The 26,799-nt window shown below is 37.8% G+C and carries 33 protein-coding genes and 1 tRNA gene; 26 read left to right on the top strand and 8 right to left on the bottom strand.

Annotated elements, in window-relative coordinates; genetic code table 11:
* The first annotated feature begins 670 nt into the window (after positions 1 to 670).
* The 9 genes from AB7E63_RS09110 (at position 671) to AB7E63_RS09070 (ending at position 8,359) form a co-directional block, all read left to right on the top strand.
* A complete protein-coding gene (locus tag AB7E63_RS09110; RefSeq protein WP_006342661.1) occupies positions 671 to 1,636 on the top strand; it encodes an alpha/beta hydrolase in 966 nt (321 codons plus the stop codon).
* Positions 1,637 to 1,748: 112 nt separating this feature from the next.
* Positions 1,749 to 1,822, top strand: a tRNA-Ile gene (locus tag AB7E63_RS09105).
* Between the two features lie 345 nt (positions 1,823 to 2,167).
* A complete protein-coding gene (locus AB7E63_RS09100; protein WP_428419303.1) occupies positions 2,168 to 3,247 on the top strand; it encodes a tyrosine-type recombinase/integrase in 1,080 nt (359 codons plus the stop codon).
* Positions 3,244 to 4,284 (top strand): transposase, encoded by a 1,041-nt coding sequence (locus AB7E63_RS09095; protein WP_428419301.1) that lies wholly within the window; start codon positions 3,244 to 3,246, stop codon positions 4,282 to 4,284. Before AB7E63_RS09100 ends, AB7E63_RS09095 begins: the two co-directional genes overlap by 4 nt.
* Before the next feature lie 239 nt (positions 4,285 to 4,523).
* Positions 4,524 to 4,784 carry a hypothetical protein gene (locus AB7E63_RS09090; protein WP_428419299.1) on the top strand — a complete coding sequence of 87 codons (261 nt, stop codon included), beginning with the start codon at positions 4,524 to 4,526 and terminating at the stop codon, positions 4,782 to 4,784.
* Positions 4,759 to 5,979, top strand: a complete 1,221-nt coding sequence (locus tag AB7E63_RS09085; RefSeq protein ID WP_428419297.1) for a toprim domain-containing protein — start codon at positions 4,759 to 4,761, stop codon at positions 5,977 to 5,979. The genes AB7E63_RS09090 and AB7E63_RS09085 overlap by 26 nt, the downstream gene beginning before the upstream one ends.
* 116 nt (positions 5,980 to 6,095) lie before the next feature.
* On the top strand, positions 6,096 to 7,556 hold the full coding sequence (locus tag AB7E63_RS09080) for a YfjI family protein (RefSeq protein ID WP_428419295.1): 1,461 nt from the start codon (positions 6,096 to 6,098) through the stop codon (positions 7,554 to 7,556).
* 165 nt (positions 7,557 to 7,721) lie between these two features.
* The gene (locus tag AB7E63_RS09075) at positions 7,722 to 8,096 is read left to right on the top strand and encodes a hypothetical protein (RefSeq protein WP_428419293.1); all 375 of its coding nucleotides are present in this window, start codon (positions 7,722 to 7,724) and stop codon (positions 8,094 to 8,096) included.
* The gene (locus AB7E63_RS09070; protein WP_428419291.1) at positions 8,093 to 8,359 is read left to right on the top strand and encodes a hypothetical protein; all 267 of its coding nucleotides are present in this window, start codon (positions 8,093 to 8,095) and stop codon (positions 8,357 to 8,359) included. The genes AB7E63_RS09075 and AB7E63_RS09070 overlap by 4 nt, the downstream gene beginning before the upstream one ends.
* 13 nt (positions 8,360 to 8,372) lie before the next feature.
* Here the strand turns inward: AB7E63_RS09070 and AB7E63_RS09065 are convergent, their stop codons facing one another.
* From AB7E63_RS09065 to AB7E63_RS09035, 7 genes are all read right to left on the bottom strand, one after another.
* Positions 8,373 to 9,386, bottom strand: a complete 1,014-nt coding sequence (locus AB7E63_RS09065; protein WP_428419289.1) for a phospholipase D-like domain-containing protein — start codon at positions 9,384 to 9,386, stop codon at positions 8,373 to 8,375.
* Positions 9,387 to 9,406: 20 nt separating this feature from the next.
* Positions 9,407 to 10,378: a hypothetical protein gene (locus AB7E63_RS09060; protein ID WP_428419287.1), complete on the bottom strand. Its 972-nt coding sequence runs from the start codon at positions 10,376 to 10,378 to the stop codon at positions 9,407 to 9,409.
* The gene (locus AB7E63_RS09055) at positions 10,368 to 11,393 is read right to left on the bottom strand and encodes a hypothetical protein (RefSeq protein ID WP_428419285.1); all 1,026 of its coding nucleotides are present in this window, start codon (positions 11,391 to 11,393) and stop codon (positions 10,368 to 10,370) included. Before AB7E63_RS09055 ends, AB7E63_RS09060 begins: the two co-directional genes overlap by 11 nt.
* Positions 11,394 to 11,450: 57 nt before the next feature.
* Positions 11,451 to 12,455 carry a Ppx/GppA phosphatase family protein gene (locus AB7E63_RS09050; RefSeq protein ID WP_428419283.1) on the bottom strand — a complete coding sequence of 335 codons (1,005 nt, stop codon included), beginning with the start codon at positions 12,453 to 12,455 and terminating at the stop codon, positions 11,451 to 11,453.
* Positions 12,456 to 12,582: 127 nt separating this feature from the next.
* Positions 12,583 to 13,182 carry a hypothetical protein gene (locus AB7E63_RS09045; protein WP_428419281.1) on the bottom strand — a complete coding sequence of 200 codons (600 nt, stop codon included), beginning with the start codon at positions 13,180 to 13,182 and terminating at the stop codon, positions 12,583 to 12,585.
* A gap of 146 nt (positions 13,183 to 13,328) precedes the next feature.
* Positions 13,329 to 14,798, bottom strand: coding sequence for an ATP-binding protein (locus AB7E63_RS09040; RefSeq protein ID WP_428419279.1), 1,470 nt, complete (start codon positions 14,796 to 14,798; stop codon positions 13,329 to 13,331).
* Between the two features lie 19 nt (positions 14,799 to 14,817).
* Positions 14,818 to 15,423 (bottom strand): type IV toxin-antitoxin system AbiEi family antitoxin domain-containing protein, encoded by a 606-nt coding sequence (locus AB7E63_RS09035; protein ID WP_428419277.1) that lies wholly within the window; start codon positions 15,421 to 15,423, stop codon positions 14,818 to 14,820.
* Positions 15,424 to 15,949: 526 nt separating this feature from the next.
* Between AB7E63_RS09035 and AB7E63_RS09030 the strand changes: the two genes are divergently transcribed.
* The 7 genes from AB7E63_RS09030 to AB7E63_RS09000 all read left to right on the top strand — a co-directional run bounded on the left by AB7E63_RS09030 (position 15,950) and on the right by AB7E63_RS09000 (position 21,379).
* Positions 15,950 to 16,912, top strand: coding sequence for a tyrosine-type recombinase/integrase (locus AB7E63_RS09030; protein WP_428419275.1), 963 nt, complete (start codon positions 15,950 to 15,952; stop codon positions 16,910 to 16,912).
* A complete protein-coding gene (locus AB7E63_RS09025) occupies positions 16,843 to 17,019 on the top strand; it encodes a hypothetical protein (RefSeq protein WP_428419305.1) in 177 nt (58 codons plus the stop codon). Before AB7E63_RS09030 ends, AB7E63_RS09025 begins: the two co-directional genes overlap by 70 nt.
* The gene (locus tag AB7E63_RS09020; RefSeq protein WP_428419273.1) at positions 17,016 to 18,041 is read left to right on the top strand and encodes a hypothetical protein; all 1,026 of its coding nucleotides are present in this window, start codon (positions 17,016 to 17,018) and stop codon (positions 18,039 to 18,041) included. Before AB7E63_RS09025 ends, AB7E63_RS09020 begins: the two co-directional genes overlap by 4 nt.
* Positions 18,042 to 18,131: 90 nt before the next feature.
* Entirely contained in the window at positions 18,132 to 18,335 is a 204-nt protein-coding gene (locus AB7E63_RS09015) for a hypothetical protein (RefSeq protein WP_428419272.1), read from the top strand.
* On the top strand, positions 18,332 to 18,643 hold the full coding sequence (locus tag AB7E63_RS09010; protein WP_428419270.1) for a CHC2 zinc finger domain-containing protein: 312 nt from the start codon (positions 18,332 to 18,334) through the stop codon (positions 18,641 to 18,643). The genes AB7E63_RS09015 and AB7E63_RS09010 overlap by 4 nt, the downstream gene beginning before the upstream one ends.
* Positions 18,640 to 20,799 (top strand): DUF3987 domain-containing protein, encoded by a 2,160-nt coding sequence (locus AB7E63_RS09005; RefSeq protein ID WP_428419268.1) that lies wholly within the window; start codon positions 18,640 to 18,642, stop codon positions 20,797 to 20,799. The genes AB7E63_RS09010 and AB7E63_RS09005 overlap by 4 nt, the downstream gene beginning before the upstream one ends.
* Positions 20,800 to 20,863: 64 nt before the next feature.
* Positions 20,864 to 21,379 carry a hypothetical protein gene (locus tag AB7E63_RS09000; protein ID WP_428419266.1) on the top strand — a complete coding sequence of 172 codons (516 nt, stop codon included), beginning with the start codon at positions 20,864 to 20,866 and terminating at the stop codon, positions 21,377 to 21,379.
* 131 nt (positions 21,380 to 21,510) lie between these two features.
* Here the strand turns inward: AB7E63_RS09000 and AB7E63_RS08995 are convergent, their stop codons facing one another.
* Entirely contained in the window at positions 21,511 to 21,762 is a 252-nt protein-coding gene (locus AB7E63_RS08995) for a helix-turn-helix domain-containing protein (RefSeq protein ID WP_428419264.1), read from the bottom strand.
* Positions 21,763 to 21,885: 123 nt separating this feature from the next.
* On the opposite strand from AB7E63_RS08995, the gene AB7E63_RS08990 reads away from it, so the two are divergent.
* The 10 genes from AB7E63_RS08990 to AB7E63_RS08945 all read left to right on the top strand — a co-directional run bounded on the left by AB7E63_RS08990 (position 21,886) and on the right by AB7E63_RS08945 (position 26,535).
* The gene (locus AB7E63_RS08990; protein ID WP_428419262.1) at positions 21,886 to 22,353 is read left to right on the top strand and encodes a hypothetical protein; all 468 of its coding nucleotides are present in this window, start codon (positions 21,886 to 21,888) and stop codon (positions 22,351 to 22,353) included.
* Between the two features lie 72 nt (positions 22,354 to 22,425).
* A complete protein-coding gene (locus tag AB7E63_RS08985) occupies positions 22,426 to 23,175 on the top strand; it encodes a TIGR02391 family protein (protein ID WP_428419260.1) in 750 nt (249 codons plus the stop codon).
* 475 nt (positions 23,176 to 23,650) lie between these two features.
* On the top strand, positions 23,651 to 23,932 hold the full coding sequence (locus tag AB7E63_RS08980) for a hypothetical protein (protein WP_006342642.1): 282 nt from the start codon (positions 23,651 to 23,653) through the stop codon (positions 23,930 to 23,932).
* A gap of 10 nt (positions 23,933 to 23,942) precedes the next feature.
* Positions 23,943 to 24,089: a hypothetical protein gene (locus AB7E63_RS08975; protein WP_006342641.1), complete on the top strand. Its 147-nt coding sequence runs from the start codon at positions 23,943 to 23,945 to the stop codon at positions 24,087 to 24,089.
* Between the two features lies 1 nt (position 24,090).
* The gene (locus tag AB7E63_RS08970) at positions 24,091 to 24,339 is read left to right on the top strand and encodes a tyrosine-type recombinase/integrase (protein ID WP_013925402.1); all 249 of its coding nucleotides are present in this window, start codon (positions 24,091 to 24,093) and stop codon (positions 24,337 to 24,339) included.
* Between the two features lie 59 nt (positions 24,340 to 24,398).
* A complete protein-coding gene (locus tag AB7E63_RS08965) occupies positions 24,399 to 24,539 on the top strand; it encodes a hypothetical protein (protein ID WP_006342639.1) in 141 nt (46 codons plus the stop codon).
* An 84-nt stretch (positions 24,540 to 24,623) separates the two neighbouring features.
* Complete coding sequence (locus AB7E63_RS08960; RefSeq protein ID WP_226987324.1) at positions 24,624 to 24,932, top strand: hypothetical protein; 309 nt, start codon at positions 24,624 to 24,626, stop codon at positions 24,930 to 24,932.
* Positions 24,929 to 25,423, top strand: a complete 495-nt coding sequence (locus AB7E63_RS08955) for a phosphotransferase (RefSeq protein ID WP_079978218.1) — start codon at positions 24,929 to 24,931, stop codon at positions 25,421 to 25,423. The genes AB7E63_RS08960 and AB7E63_RS08955 overlap by 4 nt, the downstream gene beginning before the upstream one ends.
* A gap of 68 nt (positions 25,424 to 25,491) precedes the next feature.
* A complete protein-coding gene (locus tag AB7E63_RS08950; RefSeq protein ID WP_006342636.1) occupies positions 25,492 to 26,001 on the top strand; it encodes a hypothetical protein in 510 nt (169 codons plus the stop codon).
* Positions 26,002 to 26,313: 312 nt separating this feature from the next.
* Positions 26,314 to 26,535: a hypothetical protein gene (locus AB7E63_RS08945; RefSeq protein WP_006342635.1), complete on the top strand. Its 222-nt coding sequence runs from the start codon at positions 26,314 to 26,316 to the stop codon at positions 26,533 to 26,535.
* Positions 26,536 to 26,799: the final 264 nt, after the last annotated feature.

The raw sequence follows: 26,799 nt of genomic DNA, 5'->3' as shown, positions 1-26,799 counted from the left end.
TGGTACTGCACACAAGAGTGTGGGAGAGTAGGTCGCCGCCAAGTCTTTTTTTATTCCATCCTTTGATGGACTATCTTTCAAACCCTAATAACTCTCGTTGTTAGGGTTTTTTTGTTTTACCGATTTTCTAATGCTCATCCTGTGCATATACAATCTTACCGGGATAAAACTTCTCAAGAAGTTTTTGAGGATTCTCCAGAAAAAAGTATGCACCCTTTTTAATTTAACTCGCTCTTTTTTTATTCCATTAAAGGCATAAATTATGAAGATGATCTATCGAATCGCTCTATATCCTATCACCGTTTGCTTCTATTCTTTCACGTAGATAAACCCATCGAGTAATTTTTTCGTAATAAATCTCCATGTCGTTAAGGATGAAAAAATATTTCGTCTCCCTGAATGTTAACCAGAAAAAAGTGCAATACCACCTGCAGGTTTATTTTATAAAGGGAATGATCCTATTTTGTGAGAATGACGGCGAAGATCTTTCGCTTTTTACGCATCTTTTTCGCCAATATCTATACAGAAGGATCGTGACCTCCAAGGCTATTTTTCTGTATCGATGATTTTCATCGCCTCTCATCAAGTATCTTTTTTTTTATTTTTATTGTTTTCAAAAAAAACATTTTTCTTTATATCCAACATGTAATAGCAAACTATCGAGGATAAAATGAAAACAGCAGAAGCATTAGTATTAGAACAAGAAACACAAAAATTTATCGATGAGCTCAATTCAAAAAATGCTCCTCCCATTTATACACTTCCAGTCCAAGAGGCACGCAAAATTTTAGAAAATTTGCAAGCCGGCAAAGTGGAAAAGCTTCCAGTAGATATTGAAGATTTAACTATTCCTGTGGGACCGGAAGGGGAAGTCTCTATACGTATTATACGACCAAAAAATAACAAACAAAAGTTACCCGTTATCATGTATCACCATGGTGGAGGTTGGATTTTAGGAAGCAAAGACACGCACGATCGTTTAGTACGAGAGCTTGCAAATGGAGCGCAGGCTGCTGTTGTGTTTATAAATTTTACACCATCACCAGAAGCTAAATTCCCTAAGCCTGTCGAAGAAGCCTATGCGGCTCTCCAGTACATCAGCGAAAATGGGAGCAAATATAACCTCAATCCAAATCATCTAGTTGTTGCAGGTGATAGTGTGGGCGGAAATATGGCGATTGCGATGACATTGCTTGCGAAAGAAAGAGGCGGCCCTAAAATTGATGCTCAGGTACTATTTTATCCGGTAACTGATGCAGGTATGGATACACAATCCTATCACAAATACGCTGAAGGTCCTTGGTTGACAAAAGCTGCCATGGAATGGTTTTGGAATGCGTATGAACCAAATGTTTCTAATCGAAAAAAAATCACAGTTTCTCCACTTCAAGCGAGCATTGATCAGCTGAAAGGATTACCTGAGGCATTGATCATGACAGATGAAAATGATGTATTACGTGATGAAGGGGAAGCATATGCCCACAAGTTAATGCAAGCAGGTGTTGATGTTACATCCATTCGTTTCTTGGGGACATGCCATGATTTTGCTTTGCTTAATCCTTTAGCTAATACTCCAGCGACTCGTGGAGCCATTGAGGCTGCGATACAGTATTTACGAAAAGTTTTCGCTCATTAATTTGCCTTTTAAAGAGCTGCTTTCTGAATGGGAGCAGCTCTTTTTCATTTAATAACATTACAAAATGTCTTGCTTTTTCTCTGCAAACTTGCTAAATTGTGTTTTTTTCAATGGGGCAATAGCTCAGTCGGTTAGAGCAGCGGACTCATAACCCGCTGGTCGCTGGTTCAAGTCCAGCTTGCCCCACTTTTTCCACAATACCTCCACAACAGATTTTTTGCTATTACGCAAGTGTTACGCACTCGCGCTTTTACGCAAATTTTACGCAATTGACTGGATTAAACTGGCATACGTCAGCATACATTCGATTGATTTTGCCTGATTTATCATTAAATCCATTCCCATCCGATTTTTCTCCAAAAAAGCATCAAATCTTTATTCAACTGCGTAAAAAATGCGTAAATTCTTTCGCGTATATTTCTCATATAATTGCTAGCAAGCATTTTAATGGTCAAAAACAACGGATTTGCTATCCCTTGTTCCAATTTATTTTCCAAAAGCGTAAAACATTTTATTTTGAAAGGAGGAGTTATGGGTACTGTTAGAGAAATCCAGAAAAAGACCGGTGAATGGAGCTTTCATGCAGAAGTTCGGCTTAAAGGGCATCCCCCAGAGCGTCGTTGCTGTAGAACAAAAACTGAGGCAAAGAAATGGATTCAAGATACAGAAGCTGCTATTAGAGATGGACGATTCAAAAGTCAATCAGCTTCACGAAAACATACAGTCAGTGATTTGATTGAGCGATTTGCAGAACACTGCATACCAAAAGATTCAAAATATTATGTAAAGAAAGTCCAGCTGCTTCAAAGATGGAAAGAGGAGCTTGGAAATCTTTACTTGTCAGATCTTTCGCGAGCTCATATTTCTCAAGTTCGAGATAAAATGTTAAATGAGAAAACTTCGAAGAAAATTTTACGTAGCCCTTCAACTGTAAATCGTTATATGGCTGCTTTTTCTAAGGTTCTTTCTGTTGCTGTTAATGAATGGGAGTGGATTACTGTGAATCCTATGTTCAAAATCTCAAAGCCAAAAGAAGGGCGCGGCAGAGATAGATATTTATCTTTAGTGGAGAAAAATCGACTCTTGGAAGCTTGCAAAGCGTCTACTAATCCTTATCTCTATTCAATTGTGAGTTTAGCATTGTTTACAGGCATGCGTTATGGAGAGATTGTAAAATTAAAATGGAATGATATCAATTTTGATGGACGATTTATGACCCTTCATGAAACTAAGAATGGTGAAAGAAGAGTGATTCCATTGACTGAAGAAGTGACTAAAATTTTAAAAGACCTTTACACTAATTTCGGAACAAATAAAGCGATTTTTTCTAATCTAAAATTTACCACAACAAAAAATCCCATCTCCATTCGTAAGTCATTTGCCCGTGCTCTAAAGATTGCAGGAATTGAAAATTTCCGTTTTCATGATTTGCGTCATACTGCAGCTTCCTACATGGCTATGGGTGGGGCAACACAAGGTGAACTAATGGCGATTCTAGGTCACAAATCTCCAAAAATGACCCAACGCTATGCTCATTACAGTCAGAAACACCTTTCTGGTGTGATGGAAAGAGCTTACAATACACGAAATAATATAGAGGCAGGAAAATGAGATTAGAAAAAAAATTTCCTCTTATAGTCGCTTACTATAGAGGTCATTGGGTTTGGGTTCCAATATTGCATGCCCCAGACAATTCTAAGGAAGATTTTTTACCTCATTTCAAGATTAAAATTCTAAAAGGTAAAAAAAAATCTCCCCCGGCACCTAAAAGATGCTGTCAAGAAGCTCTTAACCGTATGGCAACAGGAGCCAAAGAAACGCTACTCGCTCACTTATTGCCGCTTAATGAAATGAAAAAATTTTGTGTAAACAATGATATTCCTGTTGAATGGATCAATGATTCTTATAAAAAAAGAACCTCCAAAACCTCTTCAGCGAAAAAATCTAATAGAACTTCAAAAAGAAATCGCAAAACATTAGATGAGAATGACTATCGAAAATTTATCAAAGAACTTAGCCGCATCAATAAACGAGATGCTCTAATCGCTAAAACTTTATGGTTTTTAAACGGAAAAATGTCGCATGCAAATGATTTTATAGCGATTGAGGAGTTATTGCGTTTACGACTTTGCGATGTGGATCCCGATGATGGAATTTCTGCCTGCATATCCATAAGGCGATCAGGCAACACTCTTGGGCATGAAGTGACACAGGAACTACCTCTAGATTTATGGGAAGAGCTATGCGAAGAAATAGAATCAGACCAATATTATGTATTTCGAAATAAAAATGGAGGACCACTTATTTCTCACAATCTCCGCAAAAGCTTTAAAAAAGCTAGTAAAAGAGCGGGATTGAAAAATCCAGTAACATCCTTATCATTACGTCCATCCTCAAAGGTTTCGTATAAAGAAATTTCCGCTGAAGAATGGGAACGCTTATGTCCCCTAGTTCCTGAGCTTACATCAAAGGTAGGACGCCCTTCTAAACATGATCCAAGAGTTATCTTTAATGCTATTCTATATCATCTAAAAACTAACACGCCATTGAGAAAATTGCCCTTTAAAATATCTTCAAAGGCCATACATTCTCAATATCGTCGTTGGACAAGCAAGAATATATTTCAAAAAGTATTAGCTCATCGTTAATAGGATCATGGTAAATCATCGTCGTTATTTTTAATTCGGCGACAAAGCGGAATTTTCTCCAGTATAATTTGATTAGGATGTGTTTCTAGATATATTTTGAGCAGGTTTTTGTTGCTAATAATAATTGGTTTTTAGAAGATGGCAACCAAGCAGCTTGCCCTGAAAAAACTTGGGAAAGCTGAAAAGCAACAGAAATTTAACGAAATTATTGAGCAACAACCATGTTTTCAAGGAGTTTTATGACCAGTAATATCACATCACTCTCAGCCAAATTAGAGAAGAGAGAAGTTCCCAGACTCGTCACAATCAAACAGTTTTGCACTGAATTCGCTTGGCCAAGTGAGAGCGCTATGAGGTCCTACATTTATCGTGCAGAAGAATTAAATATGTCTACAGCATTTATAAGAATCGGTCGCCGCGTACTAATTGATGTTAATATATTTTTTGAGATCATCACTACACAAGGAAATAATAATGAACAGCTTTTCAGAAAAAAATAATGCCACCCATTGCGGGGGTGGCACTCTATCACAGCACACAATAATGCTTGATACACATAATCGTAATCCATGTAAACGAGAAGAGCAAGCACAAAATTATCCGATCTGGTCAATTGAAGATCAAGCGCGTGAATTTATGCTACAACACAGCATCCGATATAATGAGTCATTTTCAGAAACAGGATCAATCCCTATTCAATTTGCCGGTTATGAAGGAACCGGCGAAAAAAGGGTGAGAAGTTCAGAAAAAACAGAGCGATTATTTTGCTCTCATCTTGATGATACAAATCGCCAGGGTCTATGTATCTCATTTAGATCTTGGCATGCTTCATGGGGTGATCAATGGATCACAAAAACTTTTTGGAATAATACTGGAAACTTTTTAGAAAAAGATCTCCAAGAATTTAAAAGAAAGCAAATAGAACGTAAAGAGCAAGATCGAAAGAGGCTTGAGGAGGAAAACAACAAGTCTGATCAATTAGCAGATTGGTGCTCAGAGCTATATTTACAAGCTTCTAAAGAAGGCATTTCACCCTATGTGGCCAGAAAAAAATTAAAGTGTACTGAAAACATCCGATATCAAACGGTGTTTAATTCAGATACAGGTAAAAAAGAAATCAACATTCTCATTCCTCTTTACAATTTTGGCGGCCAAATCCGAGCTCTTCAAATAATTTATCCTGATAAACGTCTATTCAAATATGACGATCAAAAACCGAGAGACAAACATTTCATTAATAAACATTCAGGATGTTTTTTTGCATTTGGCATCCTTGAAGATGGCAAAGAAATACGTATTTGTGAAGGTTTTTCAACCGCATCAACAGTGTTTGAGCTGACTGAAAGTACCACCCTGGCAGCAATGTCTCGAAGCAATTTAAAAACAGTTTGTGAACAGCTTAAGGAGAGATATAAACGTTCTAAAATTATCATTTGTGCAGATAATGATTTACAAACACCGGGCAATCCAGGATTAAAAGATGCGCTAGATTGCTCTCAAAACTTAGGAGTCAAAGTTGCCTATCCTCGATTCCCCGATCAAGAGCTAGCAAAAATTAATAGATGGAACGATTTTAATGACCTGTACGTGTACGTTGAGAATGGTTCTGAACTAGCAAAAAATCAACTTAATGAGTTGTTTGATAGTCAAATAATTCAAGAAGCTATTGTGAGAATGTCAACACAACGAATCTGAAAAAGACGTTAGAACCTGAAGATTGGCCAGATCCAAAGCCGATACAAGCTGCACTGTATCCTGTATTATCTTTTCAAACCGATATTTTATTGCCTGAAATTTTACAAGAATGGGTAATGGATGAAGCCGATAGAATGCCTTGCCCTCCTGATTTTATTGCCGTTTCGGCGATTGTAGCTTTAGGAACAATTGTAGGGGCTCGATGCGTTATCAAACCAAAATCCTTAGATGATTGGATAATTGTGCCAAATTTATGGGGAGGCGTTGTGGGACTGCCCTCCGCAAAAAAATCTCCAGCAATCAGTGCAGCTTTAAAGCCACTTGACCGCCTGGTTTCTCAAGCAAATGAAATTTTTCAAAAAGAAACAGAAGCGTTTGAGATTGAAAAAACCATTTTTGAAGCAAAAAAAGACGCATTAGGATCGCACATTAAATCAGAGATGAAATCGGAAATAAGGAAACCGAAATTACAAAGTAAACTAGATGAGCTGGCTGAAAAGTTATCAAGTCAACGTCAGGAAGCTCCAATTGAACCCAAATTACGTCGATATAAATCTAACGATACTACTGTTGAGAAATTGGGAGAGCTTCTTAAAGACAATCCTGCAGGAATGCTTGTATTAAGAGATGAACTTGTTGGATTAATCGCTTCTTGGGACAGGGATGGAAGAGAAGGAGAGAGGACTTTTTATTTGGAAGGTTGGAATGGCTATGGCAGTTTTGATACTGATCGTATCAAGCGTGGTACAATTTTTATACCTAATTTATGCATATCCATTTTTGGCGGTATTCAGCCAGATAAATTGATTGTTTATCTTGAACAAGCTTCCAAGGCTCTTTCAAATGATGGATTACTTCAACGATTTCAAATGCTAGTTTATCCTGATTATCGCGCGTGGGAATGGCGTGATCGAGCTCCAAATAAAAAAGTTCGTGAAGATGTTTTTTCTCTATTCGAAGTCATTTCAAACTTTGATCCAGTAGCTTTTGGTGCAACTCCTAGCGATATTTTTACCAACTTTCCTTTCTTTAATTTTGATGATGCCGCACAGAAAATTTTCATAGAATGGTCTGAAGACTTACATCTCAAAAAAATGCCCCAAGAAGACAATCCTCTTATCCAGCAACATTTGGCAAAATATGATAAATTGTTTCCGGCATTAGCATTGCTTTTTCACTTAGTAGATTGTGTTCAAATAGGCCAGCAGAATTGGGGGCCCGTAAAAGCTGCATCTGCAACAAAAGCTGCCGCTTGGTGTGAATATTTGGAATCCCATGCTCGTCGCTGTTATGGCCTTCTAGCTGATGAAGGATTGAGAGCGGCTCAATCGTTAACAAGCAAAATAGCGGAAGGCAAATTATCAAGTAATTTTACTGCTCGGGATGTCCGGCGTAACCAATGGCGCAATTTAACCACGGATGACGCTGTTAAAGCGGCAATTGATTGGTTGGAAGATGAAGGATGGCTGCAATCTTATAAAGTTGGGGGCACAGGCCCAGGAAGTGGGCAACCCACTACGCGTTATACAATTAATCCGAAAGTTTTAGCGCTAAATGAAAATGAAAAAACCGCTTAATGCTTTACTGCCATTACTGTCGTTAGACTTCTATTGGCAGTAACGTCAGTTGACAAGTTTGAAGGATTTAACATTTTGGTGTCTAATGGCAGTAATGGCAGTCCTATATCAGGAGATTTTAGGAGTTTTAAAATTGGATTACTTAACAAAAATTAATAAAATCTTATGGAATACAAGTCTAAGAAAAGCAAAGAAGATGCGATTGTCGTATTAGCCAGCTGTTCCAGCTATGCGGAAGCGGCCAGAGAATTAGGCGTTTCAATACCTACTATTTACAAATGGCTGGGAGATCCTGAATTTGAAGCTAAACTGGAAAGCATTCGCAACCAAATAGTGTCCGAATCAATTAGCAAGCTTAAAACACATACGACAAAAGCCGTGGATACGCTAGCCATGCTTTTAGATGATGATAGCCCTCAAATTAGACGTGGGGCATCTAATGATATTTTAAATCATGTATCGCGTTTTATAGAAATCAAAGAAATTGAAGTTAGATTAAAAGCTTTAGAGGCCATTCAACCAACAAGGAGAATAAAATGAAATTTGATCGACGCATTGAAATCTTGGAAAGAATTTCCATTAAACCAAATTTGGATCCTGTGTTGGACTTAGAGCTTACCAATTGGTTTAAAGCTCATCCAGACTATCAACCTGGAGCACAACCAGAAAATAATAATGGAGTAGTTATGCCAGAACACTTGAGCTTTGCTTTTCAACATCGCATCGCTCATGTTCTAGGTCAAAAAAATCATCCAGTTAATCTTTGTGGCTTAGTTAAGTTTTGGGAAATCATATACCCATAACTCAATAACTAGTTTATCGTATTGAATCGCCATATAAATAATTCCAATATTCTATAAGGCCTTCGGACTGTTCTGAAGTCAATGGTTCAAGAATAACAAAGCTCTCATCGCTACGAGTAAATGAAGATTGCGACCAGTTGGCCGAACCGTTTACAAGAATATTACTATCAATGAACATCAATTTATTATGCATGAAGCTTAATTTAGGATTAACTCGAACTTCTATTCCAGCCGATATAAGCTTTGGCAGATTACCTCCCAAATCAGGTGCTACGACCTGAACCTGAACACCTCTTTTATGAGCCTGGATCACCGCATTAGCTAAATCATTATTTGTCCAAACCATCATAGCAATACGAATTGTCGCATTTGCTTGATTAATTTTTTCTATCAAAAACTGTTTTGATTGATCATTTATAGACTTCTCTATTTTTTTTGGAGGAAATCCATCATGGGGCAAAAGGCAAAAATAAATTTCTTGATTCAGGAGAGAAATTGGCAATGGACCATGCTCAGTTCTATGTGAAATTTTACGAAATACATCTGCTTCGTGATTTAAATGTTGTGCTAAATCTCTCGATGTAAATCGAACCATTAAGTTTTCTTGTGTCTCATAGGCAGATTTCGTGAAGTTTGCAGAGCCAATCCAAATCTCAGCTTCGTCTATTAGCAGAATCTTGTGATGAAGATGACCCTCTCCTGTCGTTCTCGTCACAACTTCTATGCCGGAAACTTTATGATTCATGATTTCGCCCAAATGATCTCTATCAATTATGACGGTAACTTTTAATCCCTCATTCGCTTTTTGATTAAGCGCCGCGATAATTTCTACGTCAGATAGACTAAATGTAAAAATTAAAATTGATTTCTCAGCATGGAGAATGCTTTCTTTGATTGAAACTCCTAAATGCCTTTTGTCTTGAGTATGATATAATTGAGCATCAGTTGCAATCGTTGCTTCGATACTTCCTAAACAACAAACCAATGTTAACAAAACACTGAAAATAGAAAACTTAAATTTTAACATAACAACCTTTATTATTATTATTAATTATTCCACTTATGCAATAAGTCTTGCCGCAACACGTCTCTCTTTAATGGATCGAAAGAGGAAGAGCGAATTAGCTCCCTGAGTTTCTGTTCCCAAGCCTTAAGCTTGCCAGGTTGTATTTTTGTGTAACGCTTTATTGTAATGGGCGATTTTGGATTAAGTATTCCGCTAACATCTAAAACTAGCCGCAATTCCTGGGGAAACTCAACCAAATGATTATCAAGAAAATATTCACTAATTAAATTATTCTCAGCAATAAATCCATTTGGATAAGATGCATATCCCACAGCATTTCCAAATCCATAAGGAGTCGTTGAGTTGTCAAAAAATTGAAGAAGAACACCAGCTTTACTATCTAGGTATTGATGGGAAATATCATAAATTACGTCTAATAGATTTGAATCTATCCCAGATTTTTCAAATAGGTATCGCAATTCTTTACGTTGTAAATTTGCTCTGTCACCTATATTCTTCGAGAAGTTTAACACCGTATTCAATCCTAAACGATTGTGATTTGAATACATGGAGAAATTCAAAGGAAAAGTATTGTCTAATATTATTGATGAATAATAAACACCATTAACAAAAACCTTAGAAAGGTCTTCTAGAGAATGTATTGAATCGTTGATTCTAAAAGGTGTTGAAACGAAGTGAAAATCTTTTCTGACAGGTATTTCTAGAACTTCCTCAATAAAGATCCGAATAATGTCTTGGTATACCAGAAAATCTAAACTATCTCCGTGGTAGCCCATAAAGCCGATATTCTCTTCAGCTATAGCTTTATCGAATAATTCACGGTAATCTAATCCAACTCCTTTACCTTTTAAGTTGTACTTGATTTGATCCAAAGTGACTTCGGCCACATATTGCTTGGTTGGTGAAATAAATTCCAATCCATGCATATCTGTAGATCTGAAAATTGATAACAAACATATAAATAATATAATTATTCGGATTTTAATTTTCATTTATTTGCCCCCATATACCCAGCAGTAGCTCTCGGTATTGCATTGTTTTGATTTTGTCATATGGAAGTTTCTTTATTGCCTCACGTAAGTTAGTTTCATATTCTCTGACTAGCTCAGGATCATTTCTATCAAAACGTTTAATATTTAGAGATGAATATGGATTTAAAATATGAGAGTTGTTAATCACAAGCCGAAATTGAGCAGGAAAAGGCGAAGAATGAATTCCAAAATATGTTTCGGATATCACCTTTTGCAAGGGGGTTGGGGTACCACCTGGTTTGGAGTTGTAACACATCAGATCGACTAAACTATAATAATTTTCAAAAGGATTATAGTGAGAAAAATCAAAAAATTGGAATAATACCGCATTATCCATGGCCATTAAAGAATCACCAATTGCAAATAAATTTGGTAGGGTATCAGTTGCAATCCCCAATAGATCAAATAGATACTTTAATTGATTCTGAAATCCGACTGTCGTAGCTGAAGTATTCGTTGTGAACCAATAAATAGTACACTCCCCAAAATTATTGAAATTTCCAAATAAAGAATAGTTCATTGATAATAATTGCTCACGTTGATCAGGCATGTGATCATTTACTAAAGGATAATCCTCTAGAAATTGCTGTGCGCTTTGGCGGTTTAATAAAGGCTTTCCTGGAATGCGTAAAAAATGAAAATCTTTTTTAATTTGAATTTCGCAAATTTCTTCTAAGACCATTCGAATAATATCTTGATAAACACGAAATCCTTGTGTGCTGCTATGGTATCCAAAAAACCCTAATTCTTCGTGAGGAATTATATGCTCAAAAAAGTTACGATGTTCTAAGGAAAGTCCCCGCATCTTTAGTGCCTGTAAAACAACTTCATAATTATGATATCCAACAAAACGTTTCGTTGGAGATTCATACTCAGGCATTGAGCGGATTGGCATTTCAAAATTTGTAATTGCTGAAGTCGCAAACAAAGTCGAATGGCAAGATATAATTAATGCAAATAAAACAAATCTAATCATTGATAAGCTCACAAAATAATGGCTTAACATTTGAGTAAAGCCACGTAATTAAATTCACTACTCCATCCAATATGAAGGAGAAACTAAAAGGCCTCTTGTCGTTGTCGTTTCAATGGGCCGAATTTCTTGAATATGGAGCGCCTTCATGATAGCCAATGTCAAAATGCAGTTGGAAACGTCCACATGGGCAAATGGATTATTGAGTTCTTCATCAGTTTTATTTAAAGAATTCTCGATAAACTTTCGTAATCCGCTTCGAGTGATAACGTCACCTTCAGAGGCGAGGGGGCGAATGCTATGATAAAATAGGCGACCTATCCCAACAACGGTACCTTGAGCTTGAATCTTTTGCTTAATAATTGGGTAAGCTTTTCGAGCAAAAGCGCGGGCATAGCTATCAGCAGCTTTGAGATCTTCTTCACTCATTGGATTGGGTGAGCTTATATCTTCTATGTCATTCTCCTGGATTGCATCGACAATGTAGTTTTTAAATGCAACCGACCCCATTTGCTCTCCCATATAAACCGTTAAGCCCTCGGTGGTATTTGCAGTTGTGATTTGAAGGCTTCCTGTACCAATATCCCAAACAACAGCTTCTTCATGATTAAATTCACCTGAGGCTAAAGCGCTAAAGAAGGCAATTTCACCTTCCTCTCTCTGTGGAATAATCTGGACACGAATCTTTGTTTGCTTTTCAATTTCTGAAATAAATCCTTTGCTATTATTGGCTTTACGAAATGCTGATGTCGCAATGGCTACAATCTTCTGTACCTGGTATTGATCTGCTATTTCCTTAATTTCTTTAAAAGTCTTTAATCCCAGCTCTTTTGTTTCCACATCAAAAGTGCCATCTACAGATTTGTCAAGAGACGCTTGATAAGGAACAGGAAAAGAGGTATCCAGAACAATCTGAACAATTTGATTTGTTTCTTTATCGACATCTGCAATTGCCACTTTTGTCCCGCCGGAACCAATATCAATTGCCGCTCGCCGTTCAACATCTGCATTAACTTGGATAAAAGCAAAAACCACAAACAATATAAATAAATAAAAATGTTTCATATAAATCCTGTTATTATCTAATAATAAATAACAAATCATTACATATTTCTTATTTAAAGTAAATAATTGATTTTAAACGTATTTAATAATAAGGTTTGTTTTACCTTATTATTAAATACATTAAAGATTAGGCCGCTTCTTCAAGCTCTTCAGATTCCTCAAGGACAATCGCGTCTACTTTTACTTGAGGCTTTCCTGGGACTTGCGTGCCAATTGTGATATGGAAATCATGATCTTTCAGTCTGGATGAAAGGCCATAACTTTCTCGGAGTTTCTCTAATTCAGGAGCAGCTACCGCCAACAGCCAAAGCTTCTTCACTTTGTTGTCTTTATTTAACTTCACTGTTCGTAATTCCATGACAGTGAAAGTAAATTCCTGGCCGAGCTCTTTAATTTCCCAGATTTCATTCAGAATCTGTTCATTTTCATACATAACGCTAATATGAGCTCCGATTCCTTTCTTGCTGGTATAATGCCGTGGAGGAACAATTTTACCTTGCGCATCGATCAATGGGAGGGCCTCAGCAATAAAATCTTTAGATACCTCTACATATAAGTATCCATTATCTTTTTGCTTTAGAATTCCTTTCTGTTCGAATTGAACAACTGTTTCGATAACTTGTGGTTGGTTTTCAACTTGGTAATCAACGGCCGCAAAAGCAGGTGATACTAGGGAAGTCGTCAGAACGACGAGAACAAAGAGTTTTTGGATAAAACTTTTCAACATAACACATCTCCTTGATGGTTGAATAAGGGTTTATCCTCACAAAGCTTAAAGCAATCGTAAATCAGATTCAAGAAAAATCGTATCTAAATGAATTATATTTAATTGTTTACGTATTTACAGTTATTGACAATCAATGAGATTTTTAATCATTCAGTTAATTTATATTTTTGTAGTCTGCTGTTTGGTTTCTCAGTGATTGTATAAACAATTCTGTCCTGTTTTAGCAGGGTCACAAGCACTTTCTTTAAAGCTCCTGAAATATGCTTATGCCCCAAGCCTTGAGAGAGTTCACTTTTTGATAAGGGACCATTTTTGAGCAAATCAAGCACCGCATCTTCTAACGACTCGGGCCTCGACTCGGGCCTCGACTCGGGCCTCGACTCGGGCCTTATTTTTTCGGCTTTACCTGCTTGCTCTTCCGGTTTTTTGCCAGTGGAAAAGAATGAGGAGGGTAAAAAAGTAGTAACAACAGATTCAGCACGAATTTCCCAGGTTGGTTTTGGATTTCCATTTTCCTTACACCAATCGATTATATTGAGCGTACCCATTCCCCACTTTTCAATTACTCCTGCTCGATAAAATACACTTGCGATAATAGGGTTCCAGGGTTTTGATTCATGCGGACGGCTCAATTTTTCTGGGGTCATATCAAAATGCAAAATACCGGGGTTAATAATCTCCAAATGATCGTCATACATAGCAATTGCAACTGCGCCTCCAAGAGTTGTGTAGTCCCTATGACAAATGCTGTTTGCAAGGGCCTCTCGTGTAGCGAGAGGCGGATAAAGAGGGTAATCCTCTCGAATCATTTTTCCAGGTACAACACGCCCAGATATAGGGACATGATCCAAAAGAAACGACTCACCGCGCCTCGAAAGATCAAAACCATTCCCCCAATAATTGCGGTTATCCATAAAGCCGCCCAATCGATCAGTTCCTCTAAATCTAGCCAGCCTGATAGATAGCTGAGGATAGCTTGCAAAAAGTCTTTCGCTCTTCCCATACAACGCCACCGCTGCATTAATGAGATGTCCATCATCAAAAAGACCTAATCCTCGTAGAATAGATTCTGAATCAGTGTGGATTGGCTTTTTCATGCGCCCCAATGAAATAGCATTCTGGAGGGTTGATTGGATCTCATCTTCATCTAAATCCTGTATCGTTACCCAATCAGGAACAAGCTCATTTTCCCATCGTCTATGGGCATGAAACTTCACTAAAACACGCTTTTCATATTCACTACGGGGCATAATTTGTGTTGTAGGGCCATGTCGGATATAAGGTCGCCCATCGTAACAATAGGTGCCCATCTTTCCAGAGACACGAATAACAATCACAGCTTTGTCATTACCTATAGAGAGGGTTTCAATTTCCGGAAATGCTGGTGGTTCAATCCTACGTAATTCAAGGGAGATATCTTCTAGGGTCTTTGCTGTTACTTGTTGGCCGGCGATTTCGCCTTTGTCTGATACGCCAAAGAGAAGAAATCCTCCGAGTCCATTAAGTAACGCACAAACAGTTTTAGCAGCTTCAGTACGTTGTCCTGTCGTCCTTTTAAACTCCAGATTCTCTGATTCGCCTGCTGCGACCAGTTTTTGTAGTTCTTCCAAAAGCATAGTTATTCCCTATTCATAATTATTGACTCACTATTGTTTCCATAATCGGCTGAAGAATTTTTTCAACGCGATTAATTTTTGCATATTCAAATAACTTATCAATTTGAGTGCCTTTACGTTGCCAATACATCTTCAAGGCTTCAATGACCACATCCATACCAATCTTATTACGAAATTTAACGCAATCGGCTAAGGTTTTTTCGATGTTGAAAATTTTGACAGGATAACCACCTATCAGCTTAGTCTCAACGCCTGAGCTATAAACTTTTTCCGAATATCTAAAATATCTAAGAGGTGGATATTCCAATCTAGACGGTCGCGCTTTGGTTGGGATGGCAACATAAACAAAGTGAGGAATCTGGGTTGTTATTTCGTGATAAGCCAAAGCCGAAATTAAGCATATGATGGCATGAGGGATTTTCTTGGAGACAAGAACAAGATCGGGTTCAGAAAAATCAGGAACTTCAACCAGTCTATAAATTCCCTTTGCCAGTTGTTCTAAAAGCCCTTCATCGCGTAATTGATAAATAATGCGAGGATGAATACCCAAGCGAATAGCTTCAGCTGTTCGAAGCAACCCTTGATTATTCTTGAAGAGCTTTATGGCTTTTTGTCTTGCATTCATGGATAGCTATGTAGGTGAATGTTATCTTTTTGCTACATTCTTATCCATTCGAGATTCCAAGTCAATGAAAATATCCCATAAAGTCGATTGAGTCTAAATCGGTATGCCAACACGTTAGAGCGAAAATGATTATCCCCTTTACACAGTATCGACGTCAATCCAAATTCATGTTCACGAGGATTTACGCAAATTTTACGCACTAGACTGGAAAAACCTAGCATAAAATGACTTAGTCCAGCACAATTAGTGCTTTCTCAAACCACTGATTTTACTGAGCCTATGTATTCTCATTTATGCTGGTTTGTGGAAGGTCAGGCGACTCATAACCCGCTGGTCACTGGTTCAAGTCCAGCTTGCCCCACTTTTTATCCAGTGCCCACAAGTACACACAAGCACGATTCCGCTTGATTCAATAATATTGTTTAAGCTAAATAGAAATGCTTGCGGTGCAAATTCGGTGCAGTAAAGAACAATCTTAACAAGCACTATCCAGCCGCTCGAACCATAAACACTATGAGGTTTGAGTATGGCATCTATTTATAGACGTAAAGACAGAGAAGGTAAACCCTGCGGATGGAGAGCTGTCGTTCGCATCAAGGGTCACCCTTCCGTTTGCAATCAATTCGAAAGAAAACAGGAGGCTGAAGATTGGGCTCTTTCGGTTGAGCGACAGATCAAGCAAGGACAATTTAAATTCGAAAGACATAAAGTTCAACGCACCTTTTCTGAACTGGTTGATCACTTTGTGCAAAGCGGTGCATTGGAACATCACCGCTCAGCCAAAGATACTGTTCGACATCTTGAGTATTGGAAAAGTCGTATTGGGGATTATGCCCTTGTTCACCTAACTCCCGAACGTTTGGGTAAGGAAAGACAATTCCTTATTGATACCCCGACACATAAAAGTACTAAGCGATCATCGGCTACAGTCAATCGCTACATTGCTTCGCTATCAGCCGCATTGACTTATGCCAGCCGTCAATTACGCTGGATCGATGATAACCCTTGCTTCAATCTAATCAAGCTTAAAGAGTCTCCTGGAAGAGATCGAGTGCTGAATGAAGATGAAACTATGAAGCTTCTTGAAATCTGCCGTAAAAGTCGATGCAATTATCTTTATTGCATCGTCCTTATGGCCTTCACTACAGGGATGAGACAAGGGGAAATTTTAGGTCTTACATGGAACCAGATCGATTTTGAAAATCAGATGGCCCATCTAAAAGAAACGAAAAATGGAACGCCAAGAAGTGTTCACTTGATTGATGCAGTTCTTCAAGAATTGAAGGTACTATTCGAAAATCGCAATCCTGCCAAATCATTCGTATTCGCAAGTAAAACGGCTTTTGGAGCCCTAGACATCAACAAGCCTTGGAAAGAAGCTCTTAAACAAGCTAACATTGAAAATTCGTCTTTCACAGCATTCGCCATCATTTTGCTACTCTTGCGGCTCGATCAGGGGCAAGTAATCTTCAACTTAAGGCTGCATTAGGTCACAAGACTTTACAAATGCTCGAACGCTATACCCATTTAGATGTTCAAACGACTCGTCTTTTAAGTCAGCAAGTATCCCAAAAAATTTTAGGAAAGAGTGAATGAACCAAAATATTGAAAATGCTAAAGCTCTGCTTGTAGACTTTAGAGAAGACTTAATTAGAAAAAAACTAGAATGGAAATCATTTAACGGGGAGTCCGTCGACCCCCATCTGATTCAATCTGAGCAATTTCCTTGGGAAAGAGAAGAAGCCTACAGCTGGATGTATTTCGATGCAAATGTGTATAGGCTAAGAAGTTCTGAAAGGATAAATAGGATTGTTTCTGAATCGCCTCTCATCAAAATTTATTCGGCGCCAGCAAAAAAATATTATTCAGAATGGCAAAAGCTCGAAAAGGATGTCTATTATCGTAAGAATATCATTCCGCAACCAACTGGTAATGAATCAATCTTAGCATACCTTCAAGAGCTTTTTGATCTGACTAAAAAAGATGGAAGCGAAAGAAATTGGTGGCAATCATTGCGCAGTTTTCTCGCCTTTGTTCGAAATTCCTTTGCTAAAGAACAGCAGGGATTCCTCGAAAGCCTATTTCCAAGAGAAATGGAGTTAATGGAAGAAAAATTGATTCGAAAGATAAAGAAGCAGGTATACCCCATAGATATCGTATTCGCTTCTAAAATTATCCAAGCATTGATAACCGCTTCATTGGAAGAAAAGGTTGAAGCTAAATGCAAAACCATCTTATCAACATTGGGGCTTGTCTGGATGTGTCTTACAGCCTCTAGGCAACGCTTGCCTACGGAATTGACCCTAATCTATGATTCAGATTACAGTCGCCTAATCGCAAGAGATGAAGCAACTCGCTTCGTCTTCAAAGTTCCGACCTTTTTTGATGGGGTTGAGATCCCCATTTCAAATTACCTCTTCAGGTTTCTTAATCTTTTAAGTCAGATATCCACTTTATCAACAAAAACTCTATTACCTGTGACCTTTAGAAGTCTTCAAAGAACGTTCAGTGATATTGCCCATAATACTCTGAAAACAGAAAACCTCTCTCTTTTGACATTTTTAAGTCATCCGCACGAAGTGATTGGACATCGCTTTCAACCCAAAGAAAAAAGGTAACCTGTCATGTAATATACCAGTCAAATTGCTGACCCATTGATTATGATCAGATAGAAATAGATCAAAACCGTAATCAAAGGAGGTTTTAGCATGTCTAATTTTGAATATTTAACTCTCAAGCAAATTGCCGATAGGTATCCCTTTACTTCTGGGCAAATACGTCATTTTCTCAATATGCGACACCGCAATGGATTAGAAAATGCGATTCGTAAAATTGGGAAACGGATCTATATACGTTTAGATCTTTTCCAAAGCTGGATTGAATCTCAAGGCTCAAAGGGAGGTGTATCATGATTAGGCGATACCCTCGCTTTGACGTAAGCGAAATAAAGCGGCAAATCCGCCCTTACGACTTTTATCTCAAAGAACAAGGTTTAGATCGATTTAGCCATCGTTCTCGTCAATGGGCTACTGCAGGTCTGTGTCCCTTTCATGAAGACAGCTCAGCTGGATCATTTAAAATTCATGAGGATTCAGGAGCCTATATCTGCTTTTCATGCGGAGTTAAAGGCGGGGATATCATCGATTTCTTGCAGAAAAAATGCCATCTCTCATTCAAAGAAGCCGTCGAAAAACTTAAAGACGAATGGAGGATTGTATGACTTTACCCTCTATCGTCAAAAAAGAGCATTTAACTTATCAATGGTATTACAAAAATGAGCGCGGTGAGATCGCTGCCTTAGTCACAAGGCACGACAACCTAACTCAAGCCAAGCAAAAGAAATGGTTCCATCAATACTACATTGATAAAAATGGAAATTGGGTAGAAGGAGCTGTCACTCCTTCGCCCCTATTTGGAATTGATACACTTCCTAAAAATGATTCTGATGAAAAAGTTTATATTTTTGAAGGAGAAAAATGTGCACAAGCTGCGCATCATTTGAATCTACCTGCCATTACTTCGATGATGGGGTCTAATCAATCCCATCTCGCTGATTGGGCTGTTTTAGCTCGTTATCGGCATCTCAAAGACATTGTCTTGATTCCAGACAATGATGCGGCTGGAAAAAAGTATATTAAGTCTATTTATGATGAGATCCAAAAGGCATGTCCCTATGCCAATATTTGGGTCTTAATTCTCCCTAATGAAGAAAAAGGAGCAGACTTCATCGATTGGATTCAATCCAATTCTTATTGCCCTCCTGAATGGAAGGGATTTGGTTCAATTGATGACCCTCATTCCCTATATCTGAAACAAGCCTTTGAAGTTTATGTGAAAGAGAATCTTGTTTTGGCGAATGAATATTTTGTCGATTCAGGTGAAAATTGCCTCGCATTTGAAAACGACCCAGAACCGATCCATGAAATTTTAAGCGAAGTTTTACCATGTCCGATTGAAACTCTGCCTGATCAAGTAAAAAACTGGATACAAACATTAATTGATCAGATGCAAATGCCTCCTGATTATATTGCAGCTGCACTAATTGTACACATTGGGAGCTTAATCGGAAGAAAACGCGGGTTGGAACTAAGGCGAGGAACAAAGTGGACCGAATTTCCCAATCTATGGGGAATGCTTATAGGAAAACCTTCGTCCATGAAAAGTGTTGCGATGCAATCAGTCATTAAACCTCTTGTCGTCTTAGCAGATCAAGCGAGGATCGAATATAAACAAGCGCTAAAACGTTTTCAGATTGAATTGGAAGCTTGGGAAATTCGAAAAAAAACAGACTTAGATGGGTATAGAGATTCTTATAAGGGATCAAAAACAAAAGGTTCTGCAGTCGTTGAATATAAGCCAGCAGACCCTCCAGAAAAACCCAAGCAAAAGCGTTATAAATCAGATGATCCAACTGTTGAAAAGCTAGGCATCATATTGGCCGAAAACCCACAAGGCATTTTACTATACCGAGATGAACTCGCAGGGTGGTTAAGCAGTTTTCAAAAAAAGGGACGAGAAAATGATCGCCCCTTTTTTCTTGAAGGATGGAGTGGCAAACAAGGTTTTGAGGTTGATCGAATTGGGCGTGAAGTTCCTCACATCGAAGCCGTATGTATTTCTATTTTAGGAGGGATACAGCCTGGTCCTGTTGCGCAATATATTTATTCAGCCATTAAAGGAGGACTGGGAGATGACGGATTTATTCAACGTTTCCAAATCATGATATGGCCAGATACCAAATCCGAATGGGAACTTATTGAAAATACTGATCTGAATGTTTGGGAATCTTATATTCATCAAATTTTCAATACATTGGATCAATTGCAGTTTAATGATGGGCAACCCGTGATTTTGTCATTTAGTAGAGAAGCTCAAGTTTTATTCGATCAATGGCAAAAAGAATTAGAAACTCGACTACGCAAAGGAGACTTGCCTCCGTATATGGAGGCTCATCTAGCGAAATACAAGAAGCTTTTGCCCGCTCTATGTCTAATTTTTGCGCATATACAGGCGGCTTTGGACAATGAATATCCGCAAGACATTACAAAGGAGTGTTTGCAAAAGTCATTGCTTTGGCTCAAGTATTTTGAAAGTCATGCTTGTCGTGTTTATGGAAGTTCTTCTAATGCAATTCCAAAAGCTGCAACCGACTTAATCCGCCGCATCCAAAGGAATGAGGTTCAAGTCCCATTTACGGCTAGAGATATTTATCATGGTCGTCATTGGTCTGGGTTATCGAATGTCAATGAGGTTGAAGAAGTACTCGAATATCTAATTGAAAAGAGTTGCTTGCAAAGCTCAACTGTTCAAACGAATGGAAGGTCAACAAAAAAATATTGGGTACATCCCCAAATATTGGAGCAAATAGATGAATAACAAAGTTCAAAAGGTTCAGAAGCACTCTTTTGGACCTTTTGAACCTATGAACAAGGAGTTAAAGATGAATAATAAAGCCTCGGTGAATAAAATGAACGCTCTTAAATCGACAGGTCCTAAAACAAAAGAGGGCAAAGCAATTGCCTGTCAAAATTCCATAAGGCATGGTCTACTTTCGCAGGATTTAATTCTTAAGAATGAAAGTCCTCAAGAATTTGATTTCTTTCGGCAAGAAATCTATCGATCTCTTAACCCTATTGGTAGCTTAGAAGAAGTGTTAGTCGAAAAAATCGTTAGTGCTGCATGGCGCTTTCGTCGTTTGATCAAGGTAGAAAAAAGTCTTTTTGAAGAAGAGGATGAGTATTCCCTTAGTAAGCCCGAATTTAGCGATGCATTTCGAAGATCTGGGGGTAATCATATGCAAGTCTTATCTCGATATGAATCTACAATAGAAAAAGCCTTTTACAAAGCCATACATGAACTTCAGCGTATTCAAGCTATGAGGATGGGTCAACCTATTCTAACTCCAATTGCCATAGATATTAATGTGGATGGTATTGAAAAATCTGGCTTCGTTTAGCAAAAATAGTTTTTGAAATCGATTTAAGAGATGAAGTTCAAAAGGTTCAAAAGTGATTTTTATTAAAAAAATCGTGAAAAACAGAGAATAAAGAACAAGAGAATGTGAAAATTATTTTAATTAACCGTTCCTCATAATGGCATCAACTCGCTCATTAAACAATTTAAGGCTTTAGCGAGCTTTCCTATATTCATAAGGGATATATTTCTTTCTCCTCTTTCAGTGCTACTAATGTATGTGAAATGAAGATTTGCCCGTTCAGCTAACTCCTCTTGAGAAAACCCCATTGCAAGGCGTTTTTCTCGTATAATCCTACCAAATTCTTCTTGTAACGCAGTTTTACGTTCTTTTGGTGTTTTAGAAACCGATTTTTTCTTTTTCATGATACCTCTTCTTAATAAGAGGTAGCTTATAAGTCTAAAGACCAACCTTCTAGAGACGATAAATCTAGAGACTTTAAGTCTAGTATTTGATAGACTCTTTAATTTCAGTTTCCAGTAGAGGTAATGATGAAAGCTTTCAATTTATTAGTTTTTTTATTTATTTTAACGTCATCTCAAACATATGGGTATATTTATAACCTTTCAGATGCTGAGTACAATCAGACAAAAAATAGAATCATATTAAATTTTTCATTCGATGATGATTTATCAAAAAAAGAAGAAGACCCCTTTGCAGTAATTTGTCAAATAGAATGTAATACAAGCAATGTGTCCCAAAACTCTGACAGAGATTTTGTTTTTAATTTATATAGTATAAAAATTAATGAAATAGAAATTACCACTTTTAATAGAGGTTTACAAAAGCATGAAAAATTAAGAGGCTATATCGAAATTTCTCAATCACAAAAAGAACATATTTGGCGGTTTCGTGGCAAACTTGAAAATGGAAAGGAATTTATGCTGAATATATGGAGCAAAGCTGCTTGTCCCACAATACGCGACCTGCATGGTAATGCTGGGGTTTTAGATTAACCAAGATAAGGTTATTGCATGACTAAATAATGTAGGCAGGTTATAATTTAGCATTTATAAAAGTGGGACGCGATGAGTGCTCAAATATACAAGATGCTTGCCATTCAACTAGGAGATGCTCTAAAGTACGAAACATCTCTAAATGAGATAAATCGTGCGGGAAAATCTATATTTCCTTTCGAGCGCGACCAATTCCCCAATGAATCTATTTCTTCTGTAAGAGCTAAGTGTATCTATGATTGGATACTAACATTAACTCGTCAAAAAATATCTGAAGATGATCGTAGTACGTGGTTAAAAAGCTTTATAGATTTATTAACCCCCGAAACTCATAAGAAAAAAGTATATGATTTACTTAATCATTTGAATTCAATAAAACACGACGAAAATGCTAAAGAAAAGCATTTCTTCATCGAAAAAAAATTTCATTCGCAAATTTTGCACCACTGTACGACTTTATTTGTTAATAGTCATTATTTTCATGCAGTTTTTGAAGCTGCGAAAATCTATCATAAGCTGGTTCAAGAAAAATCAAAAAGTCCCAAAGATGGAGCGAGCTTAATGCTTGAAATGTGGGGACCAAAAGGAGTGCTAAAAATAACCCCATGCGAGTCTGAGACGGATAAAAATGTTCAAGACGGAATGGCTTTTCTATCTGCTGGATTAATGAGAGCTATCCGCAATCCAACAGCTCACGAACCAGCTCTTGATTGGCCTATTAGTAAGGAAGACTGTTTAGATATTTTATCTTTTATTTCGTTCCTTTTAAGAAAATTAGATGATTCCGTCTATTGGGATAAATCCAACCCAGAGTCATCTTAAGGCATGCATGCAAGATGTAATTTCTTGCACATTTCAATTCTTTATGGGTAATTTCCCAAAAAGCTTGGCCTTTTTAAAATTTCATCATTTCTATTAATGATACTATTGCGGTGCAATAGAGGTGCACTGATTTATGTATTAGACCATCAAAATCCCACAAAATCCAATAGCTTTTTAGCCATAAACTCTTTATCATCTTACTCATAGCGGTTGGATGGTATTGGATAATATGAAGGGCGACCGCCCTCATAACCCGCTGGTCGCTGGTTCAAGTCCAGCTTGCCCCACTTTTTCCTTTTCGGCTTAACATGTTAGTTTAGAGTCACTTTAGTGGCTGTTTTGCTGTTAAATTTCAGCAAACCAAAACCCTTAAATTTTCCTTATGGGGCAAATTTGGGCCACTGGCAAACAACAAGAGCCGACAATTCACAATAACGTCAATGGCGACAACTAATCCAACAAAAAGGATTAGACTGTGCAAGGCATCGAAAAGCGCATCAATAAAGACGGCTCTTTTACCTATCGAGCCAGAATTCGTATCAAAGGCAACCCTTCAGCAAGCGAATCATTCACTTCCCTAGCTTTTGCCAAAAAATGGAAGCGCGATACCGAGTCAGCCATTGAGCATGGACGCTTTCAATTTTCCTCTTTAGCTAAAAAGCATAAATTGGCAGAATTGATCGACCGTTACATTGAAAGCATACTGTCAACCAAGCCCAAAAACGCAAGAAATGTGAAGCAACATCTATTGTGGTGAAAGTGCGAGCTTGGCCATTGCTAGCCTTTCGCATGCCTTTTCAATTGCCATTAAGGAATGGAATTGGATGGATGAAAATCCGGTTTGCAAAATCAATAAGCCTAAGTTGCCACAAGGACGTAGTCATTTCCTAGATGAATTTGAAAAGAATACTTAAAGTGTGTAAGCTAAGTGATTCGACTTATCTTTTTGTAATTGTCGTATTAGCTCTCTCTACAGGGATGCGAAAAGGGCGAAATATTAAATCTAAAATGGAAGATATCGATTTTCAAAGAAATTTAATTATTATTCAAACGACCAAAAATGGAGCGGTAAGGATGGCTCTTTTGGTAGGCTTGTCATACGAACTCTTAAAAAATCTCGATTCAAATGGGAAAAGTAATCTTGTTTTTCCATCAATAGGGTAATCCTAGCTTATTACCGGCATGAACGAATCGTACAAGATATTGTAGAGTATGGCCAAGCGTTGCTTTTGACATCCGGCGGAGGAGAAGACAGGCTAGAAATGTATAAAGACTTTATGGACATGTTTGAAGCAAATGGAGTGGTAGATATAGTATTCAAAACGGATGAGGAATTAGCTTTAGGGGTGGAAAAAAATGGATAATCTCGCTGATTTGTATCGTTGAAAGCTCAATCTTTCTAATGCTGTTTTTACATATATCGATCATGAAGATGCCGGGTGGCTGCAGTGTTTAAAATCTCGCAGCCTGGAAGGCCCAATCTGATTTTAAAAGTTTGTTCCCGAAAAGAAGACTTTTTAAGAGGGTCATACTTCTTAAGCTATTTTGTAAACAAGATTCCTGTGCCGAAGATCATCCAACTCATAGAACCTGAAATAGGACTGGATGCGGCTGTTTTGATGGAATGCGTACAGGGCGATCTTCTTAAATCAGAAGCCATCACTAAAGATCTGGCCCAGGTAGTCGGCTCGCTCCTCGCCAGCATCCATCTGGAGCATGCGGAAGGCTGTGGAGACCTGACAGATCGACTAGTTTGAGCGATGATCCTCGAATCCCTTTTACAATGAAATTCGAAGAAGGTCTTGAAGAATGCAAAGACCATCTTCCTGAAAGCCTGCTCGAAGTATGTAGAAAACACTTTGATAAAGACATCAATCTTCTTGCGTTGGCTGATGGTTCTTGTGTTATACACCGCGATTTTCGCCCGGGCAATCTCATCGCTTCTAATGGGAAAATGCCAGGGATTATCGACTGGTCCTCCGGTAGAGGAGGGGTCGCCGAAGATGATTTTTGTCCTTTGGAATTAGGTGAGTGGCCTGCAGCTTATAAAACCTCCTTCATAGAAGGATACGCATCTATCCGAAAAGTTCCTGATTATAAGCAGATAATGCCACTTTTACGCTTAAATAGAGCGGTTGCTGCAGTTGGCTTCACAGTCAAAAGAGGAACTTGGAAATCTAAAAATTCAAAGCTTTATCAATTTAATCTCCGCTATCTCGAATCTCTTGCAGCAGGAAAAGGAGTGTGACATTTGCCCCAAGGAATTTCAAAGCCGCATTACTCGTTACTAATGCCTAATTGAGGATAATAGAGTCTATGGAATCAAAATTGCCCATTTCAAAAGAAAAACTTACTTTCAGAGAAGTATGGATCGGGGGGGGATCTAAACAAGAATTACTCCAAAATTTGAAGGATAATAAAATAGAGATAAATGAATATGGATTGCAGATTATTAATCACAAGGGTTTTATAATTAATCCCACTAAAGAGAAATTACAGACAGTTGAAATTTCCCTTGCTGATTTAGGATTCTTAAATGGAGCTACCACTCAAGAAGTTTATCAACGAGCTCAACAATTCGGTCTTAACCTTTGTCCGTCTGAACTCGCAGTTCATATGCGTTTACAATATATTGATTTTAGCCAACAAATTGATCCAATTGTCGGCCACTGGCAAAATATCGCCATGAAAGAACTTTCTGATGATCTTGATTTTCCAAGAGGATTCTATCTGCGTCGACGAGAAGATGGATTCTGGATACGTGGATATAGATCAAGCCCCGAGCATTTATGGAGTTCCAGTGATCGGTTTGTTTTCATGTGCTGATAACACATTATAAACCATACTCTTCATTGAGTTTCTAATATATGTTGTTCAAAACATGCAGGTTAAATGATTTATTTTAATGATTAGGTATACTGAAATCACAAATTGTCGGCAAAAAGCTAACCAAAAGTGAAAATGATGTACTAGATTGTTACCATAAGATCATTTTTCATTGGTAACAAGTAAACAGACTAGGATGCATAAAATGAATTTTTTGACTAATCTCCAAAAAATTAATCTGGTTACGCTTCTGGGGGCAAATGGAGCCCCTCTTTCATTTGATCAGGTACTGATAAATTTAGCAGTGCTTTGATGCATGCGCCTCTACAGCCACTCGTTCAAACGCTTGCGGAAATTAGTAGCATTCTTTATGAAGAGCCTTCAGATGAAGTAGAAAGAAATTTACGCGAAAAATTTTGTTCTGATCATGCTATTGCATGTGTTTGCCCGGAAGATAGTGCAGGAATTGTCCATTTCTTATTCCATTATTGGCAATCCTTGGTCTACTACCCCCCAATCCTATCTTTTCATTGAAGTGGTCGCGAATAGGACGCTGAGCCAGGTACTTTTATAAGATTAACTATCCTGACAAATTCTCTTTGGAGTCCTAGTTGAGTACGACTTTGAATTGCAATGCTTTTTCGAGATATGATCAAAAGTTGTGTATGAGGTGAAAAAAAGAGAGCGCATCCTTAAAATGTTTTTTACGACAAAAACTAAATGGGAGTGCGCTCATGGAAGATTTTCGCTTTTCTTCAGAAAAAATGCCATCAACAAATGAACAAAATAATCCTCTCG

This window comes from Parachlamydia sp. (assembly GCF_050255895.1).
Taxonomy (GTDB): Bacteria; Chlamydiota; Chlamydiia; order Chlamydiales; family Parachlamydiaceae; genus Parachlamydia; species Parachlamydia acanthamoebae.
The sequence above is the reverse complement of the archived record's forward strand: the minus strand, read 5'-3'. Positions and strand labels throughout refer to the sequence as shown.

Bases quoted from the DNA above. Each gene is read 5' to 3' on its own strand.
- AB7E63_RS08985 (WP_428419260.1), top strand. From the start codon at position 22,426: ATGAGTGCTCAAATATACAAGATGCTTGCCATTCAACTAGGAGATGCT.
- AB7E63_RS08950 (WP_006342636.1), top strand. From the start codon at position 25,492: ATGGAATCAAAATTGCCCATTTCAAAAGAAAAACTTACTTTCAGAGAA.
- AB7E63_RS09090 (WP_428419299.1), top strand. From the start codon at position 4,524: ATGACCAGTAATATCACATCACTCTCAGCCAAATTAGAGAAGAGAGAA.
- AB7E63_RS09055 (WP_428419285.1), bottom strand. From the start codon at position 11,393: ATGATTAGATTTGTTTTATTTGCATTAATTATATCTTGCCATTCGACT.
- AB7E63_RS09040 (WP_428419279.1), bottom strand. From the start codon at position 14,798: ATGCTTTTGGAAGAACTACAAAAACTGGTCGCAGCAGGCGAATCAGAG.
- AB7E63_RS08990 (WP_428419262.1), top strand. From the start codon at position 21,886: ATGATGAAAGCTTTCAATTTATTAGTTTTTTTATTTATTTTAACGTCA.
- AB7E63_RS09095 (WP_428419301.1), top strand. From the start codon at position 3,244: ATGAGATTAGAAAAAAAATTTCCTCTTATAGTCGCTTACTATAGAGGT.
- AB7E63_RS09080 (WP_428419295.1), top strand. From the start codon at position 6,096: ATGGATGAAGCCGATAGAATGCCTTGCCCTCCTGATTTTATTGCCGTT.
- AB7E63_RS09045 (WP_428419281.1), bottom strand. From the start codon at position 13,182: ATGTTGAAAAGTTTTATCCAAAAACTCTTTGTTCTCGTCGTTCTGACG.
- AB7E63_RS09085 (WP_428419297.1), top strand. From the start codon at position 4,759: ATGAACAGCTTTTCAGAAAAAAATAATGCCACCCATTGCGGGGGTGGC.
- AB7E63_RS09050 (WP_428419283.1), bottom strand. From the start codon at position 12,455: ATGAAACATTTTTATTTATTTATATTGTTTGTGGTTTTTGCTTTTATC.
- AB7E63_RS09070 (WP_428419291.1), top strand. From the start codon at position 8,093: ATGAAATTTGATCGACGCATTGAAATCTTGGAAAGAATTTCCATTAAA.
- AB7E63_RS09030 (WP_428419275.1), top strand. From the start codon at position 15,950: ATGGCATCTATTTATAGACGTAAAGACAGAGAAGGTAAACCCTGCGGA.
- AB7E63_RS08945 (WP_006342635.1), top strand. From the start codon at position 26,314: ATGCATGCGCCTCTACAGCCACTCGTTCAAACGCTTGCGGAAATTAGT.
- AB7E63_RS09005 (WP_428419268.1), top strand. From the start codon at position 18,640: ATGACTTTACCCTCTATCGTCAAAAAAGAGCATTTAACTTATCAATGG.
- AB7E63_RS09035 (WP_428419277.1), bottom strand. From the start codon at position 15,423: ATGAATGCAAGACAAAAAGCCATAAAGCTCTTCAAGAATAATCAAGGG.
- AB7E63_RS09000 (WP_428419266.1), top strand. From the start codon at position 20,864: ATGAATAATAAAGCCTCGGTGAATAAAATGAACGCTCTTAAATCGACA.
- AB7E63_RS09075 (WP_428419293.1), top strand. From the start codon at position 7,722: ATGGAATACAAGTCTAAGAAAAGCAAAGAAGATGCGATTGTCGTATTA.
- AB7E63_RS09065 (WP_428419289.1), bottom strand. From the start codon at position 9,386: ATGTTAAAATTTAAGTTTTCTATTTTCAGTGTTTTGTTAACATTGGTT.
- AB7E63_RS09010 (WP_428419270.1), top strand. From the start codon at position 18,332: ATGATTAGGCGATACCCTCGCTTTGACGTAAGCGAAATAAAGCGGCAA.
- AB7E63_RS09015 (WP_428419272.1), top strand. From the start codon at position 18,132: ATGTCTAATTTTGAATATTTAACTCTCAAGCAAATTGCCGATAGGTAT.
- AB7E63_RS09100 (WP_428419303.1), top strand. From the start codon at position 2,168: ATGGGTACTGTTAGAGAAATCCAGAAAAAGACCGGTGAATGGAGCTTT.
- AB7E63_RS09110 (WP_006342661.1), top strand. From the start codon at position 671: ATGAAAACAGCAGAAGCATTAGTATTAGAACAAGAAACACAAAAATTT.
- AB7E63_RS09060 (WP_428419287.1), bottom strand. From the start codon at position 10,378: ATGAAAATTAAAATCCGAATAATTATATTATTTATATGTTTGTTATCA.
- AB7E63_RS09020 (WP_428419273.1), top strand. From the start codon at position 17,016: ATGAACCAAAATATTGAAAATGCTAAAGCTCTGCTTGTAGACTTTAGA.
- AB7E63_RS08995 (WP_428419264.1), bottom strand. From the start codon at position 21,762: ATGAAAAAGAAAAAATCGGTTTCTAAAACACCAAAAGAACGTAAAACT.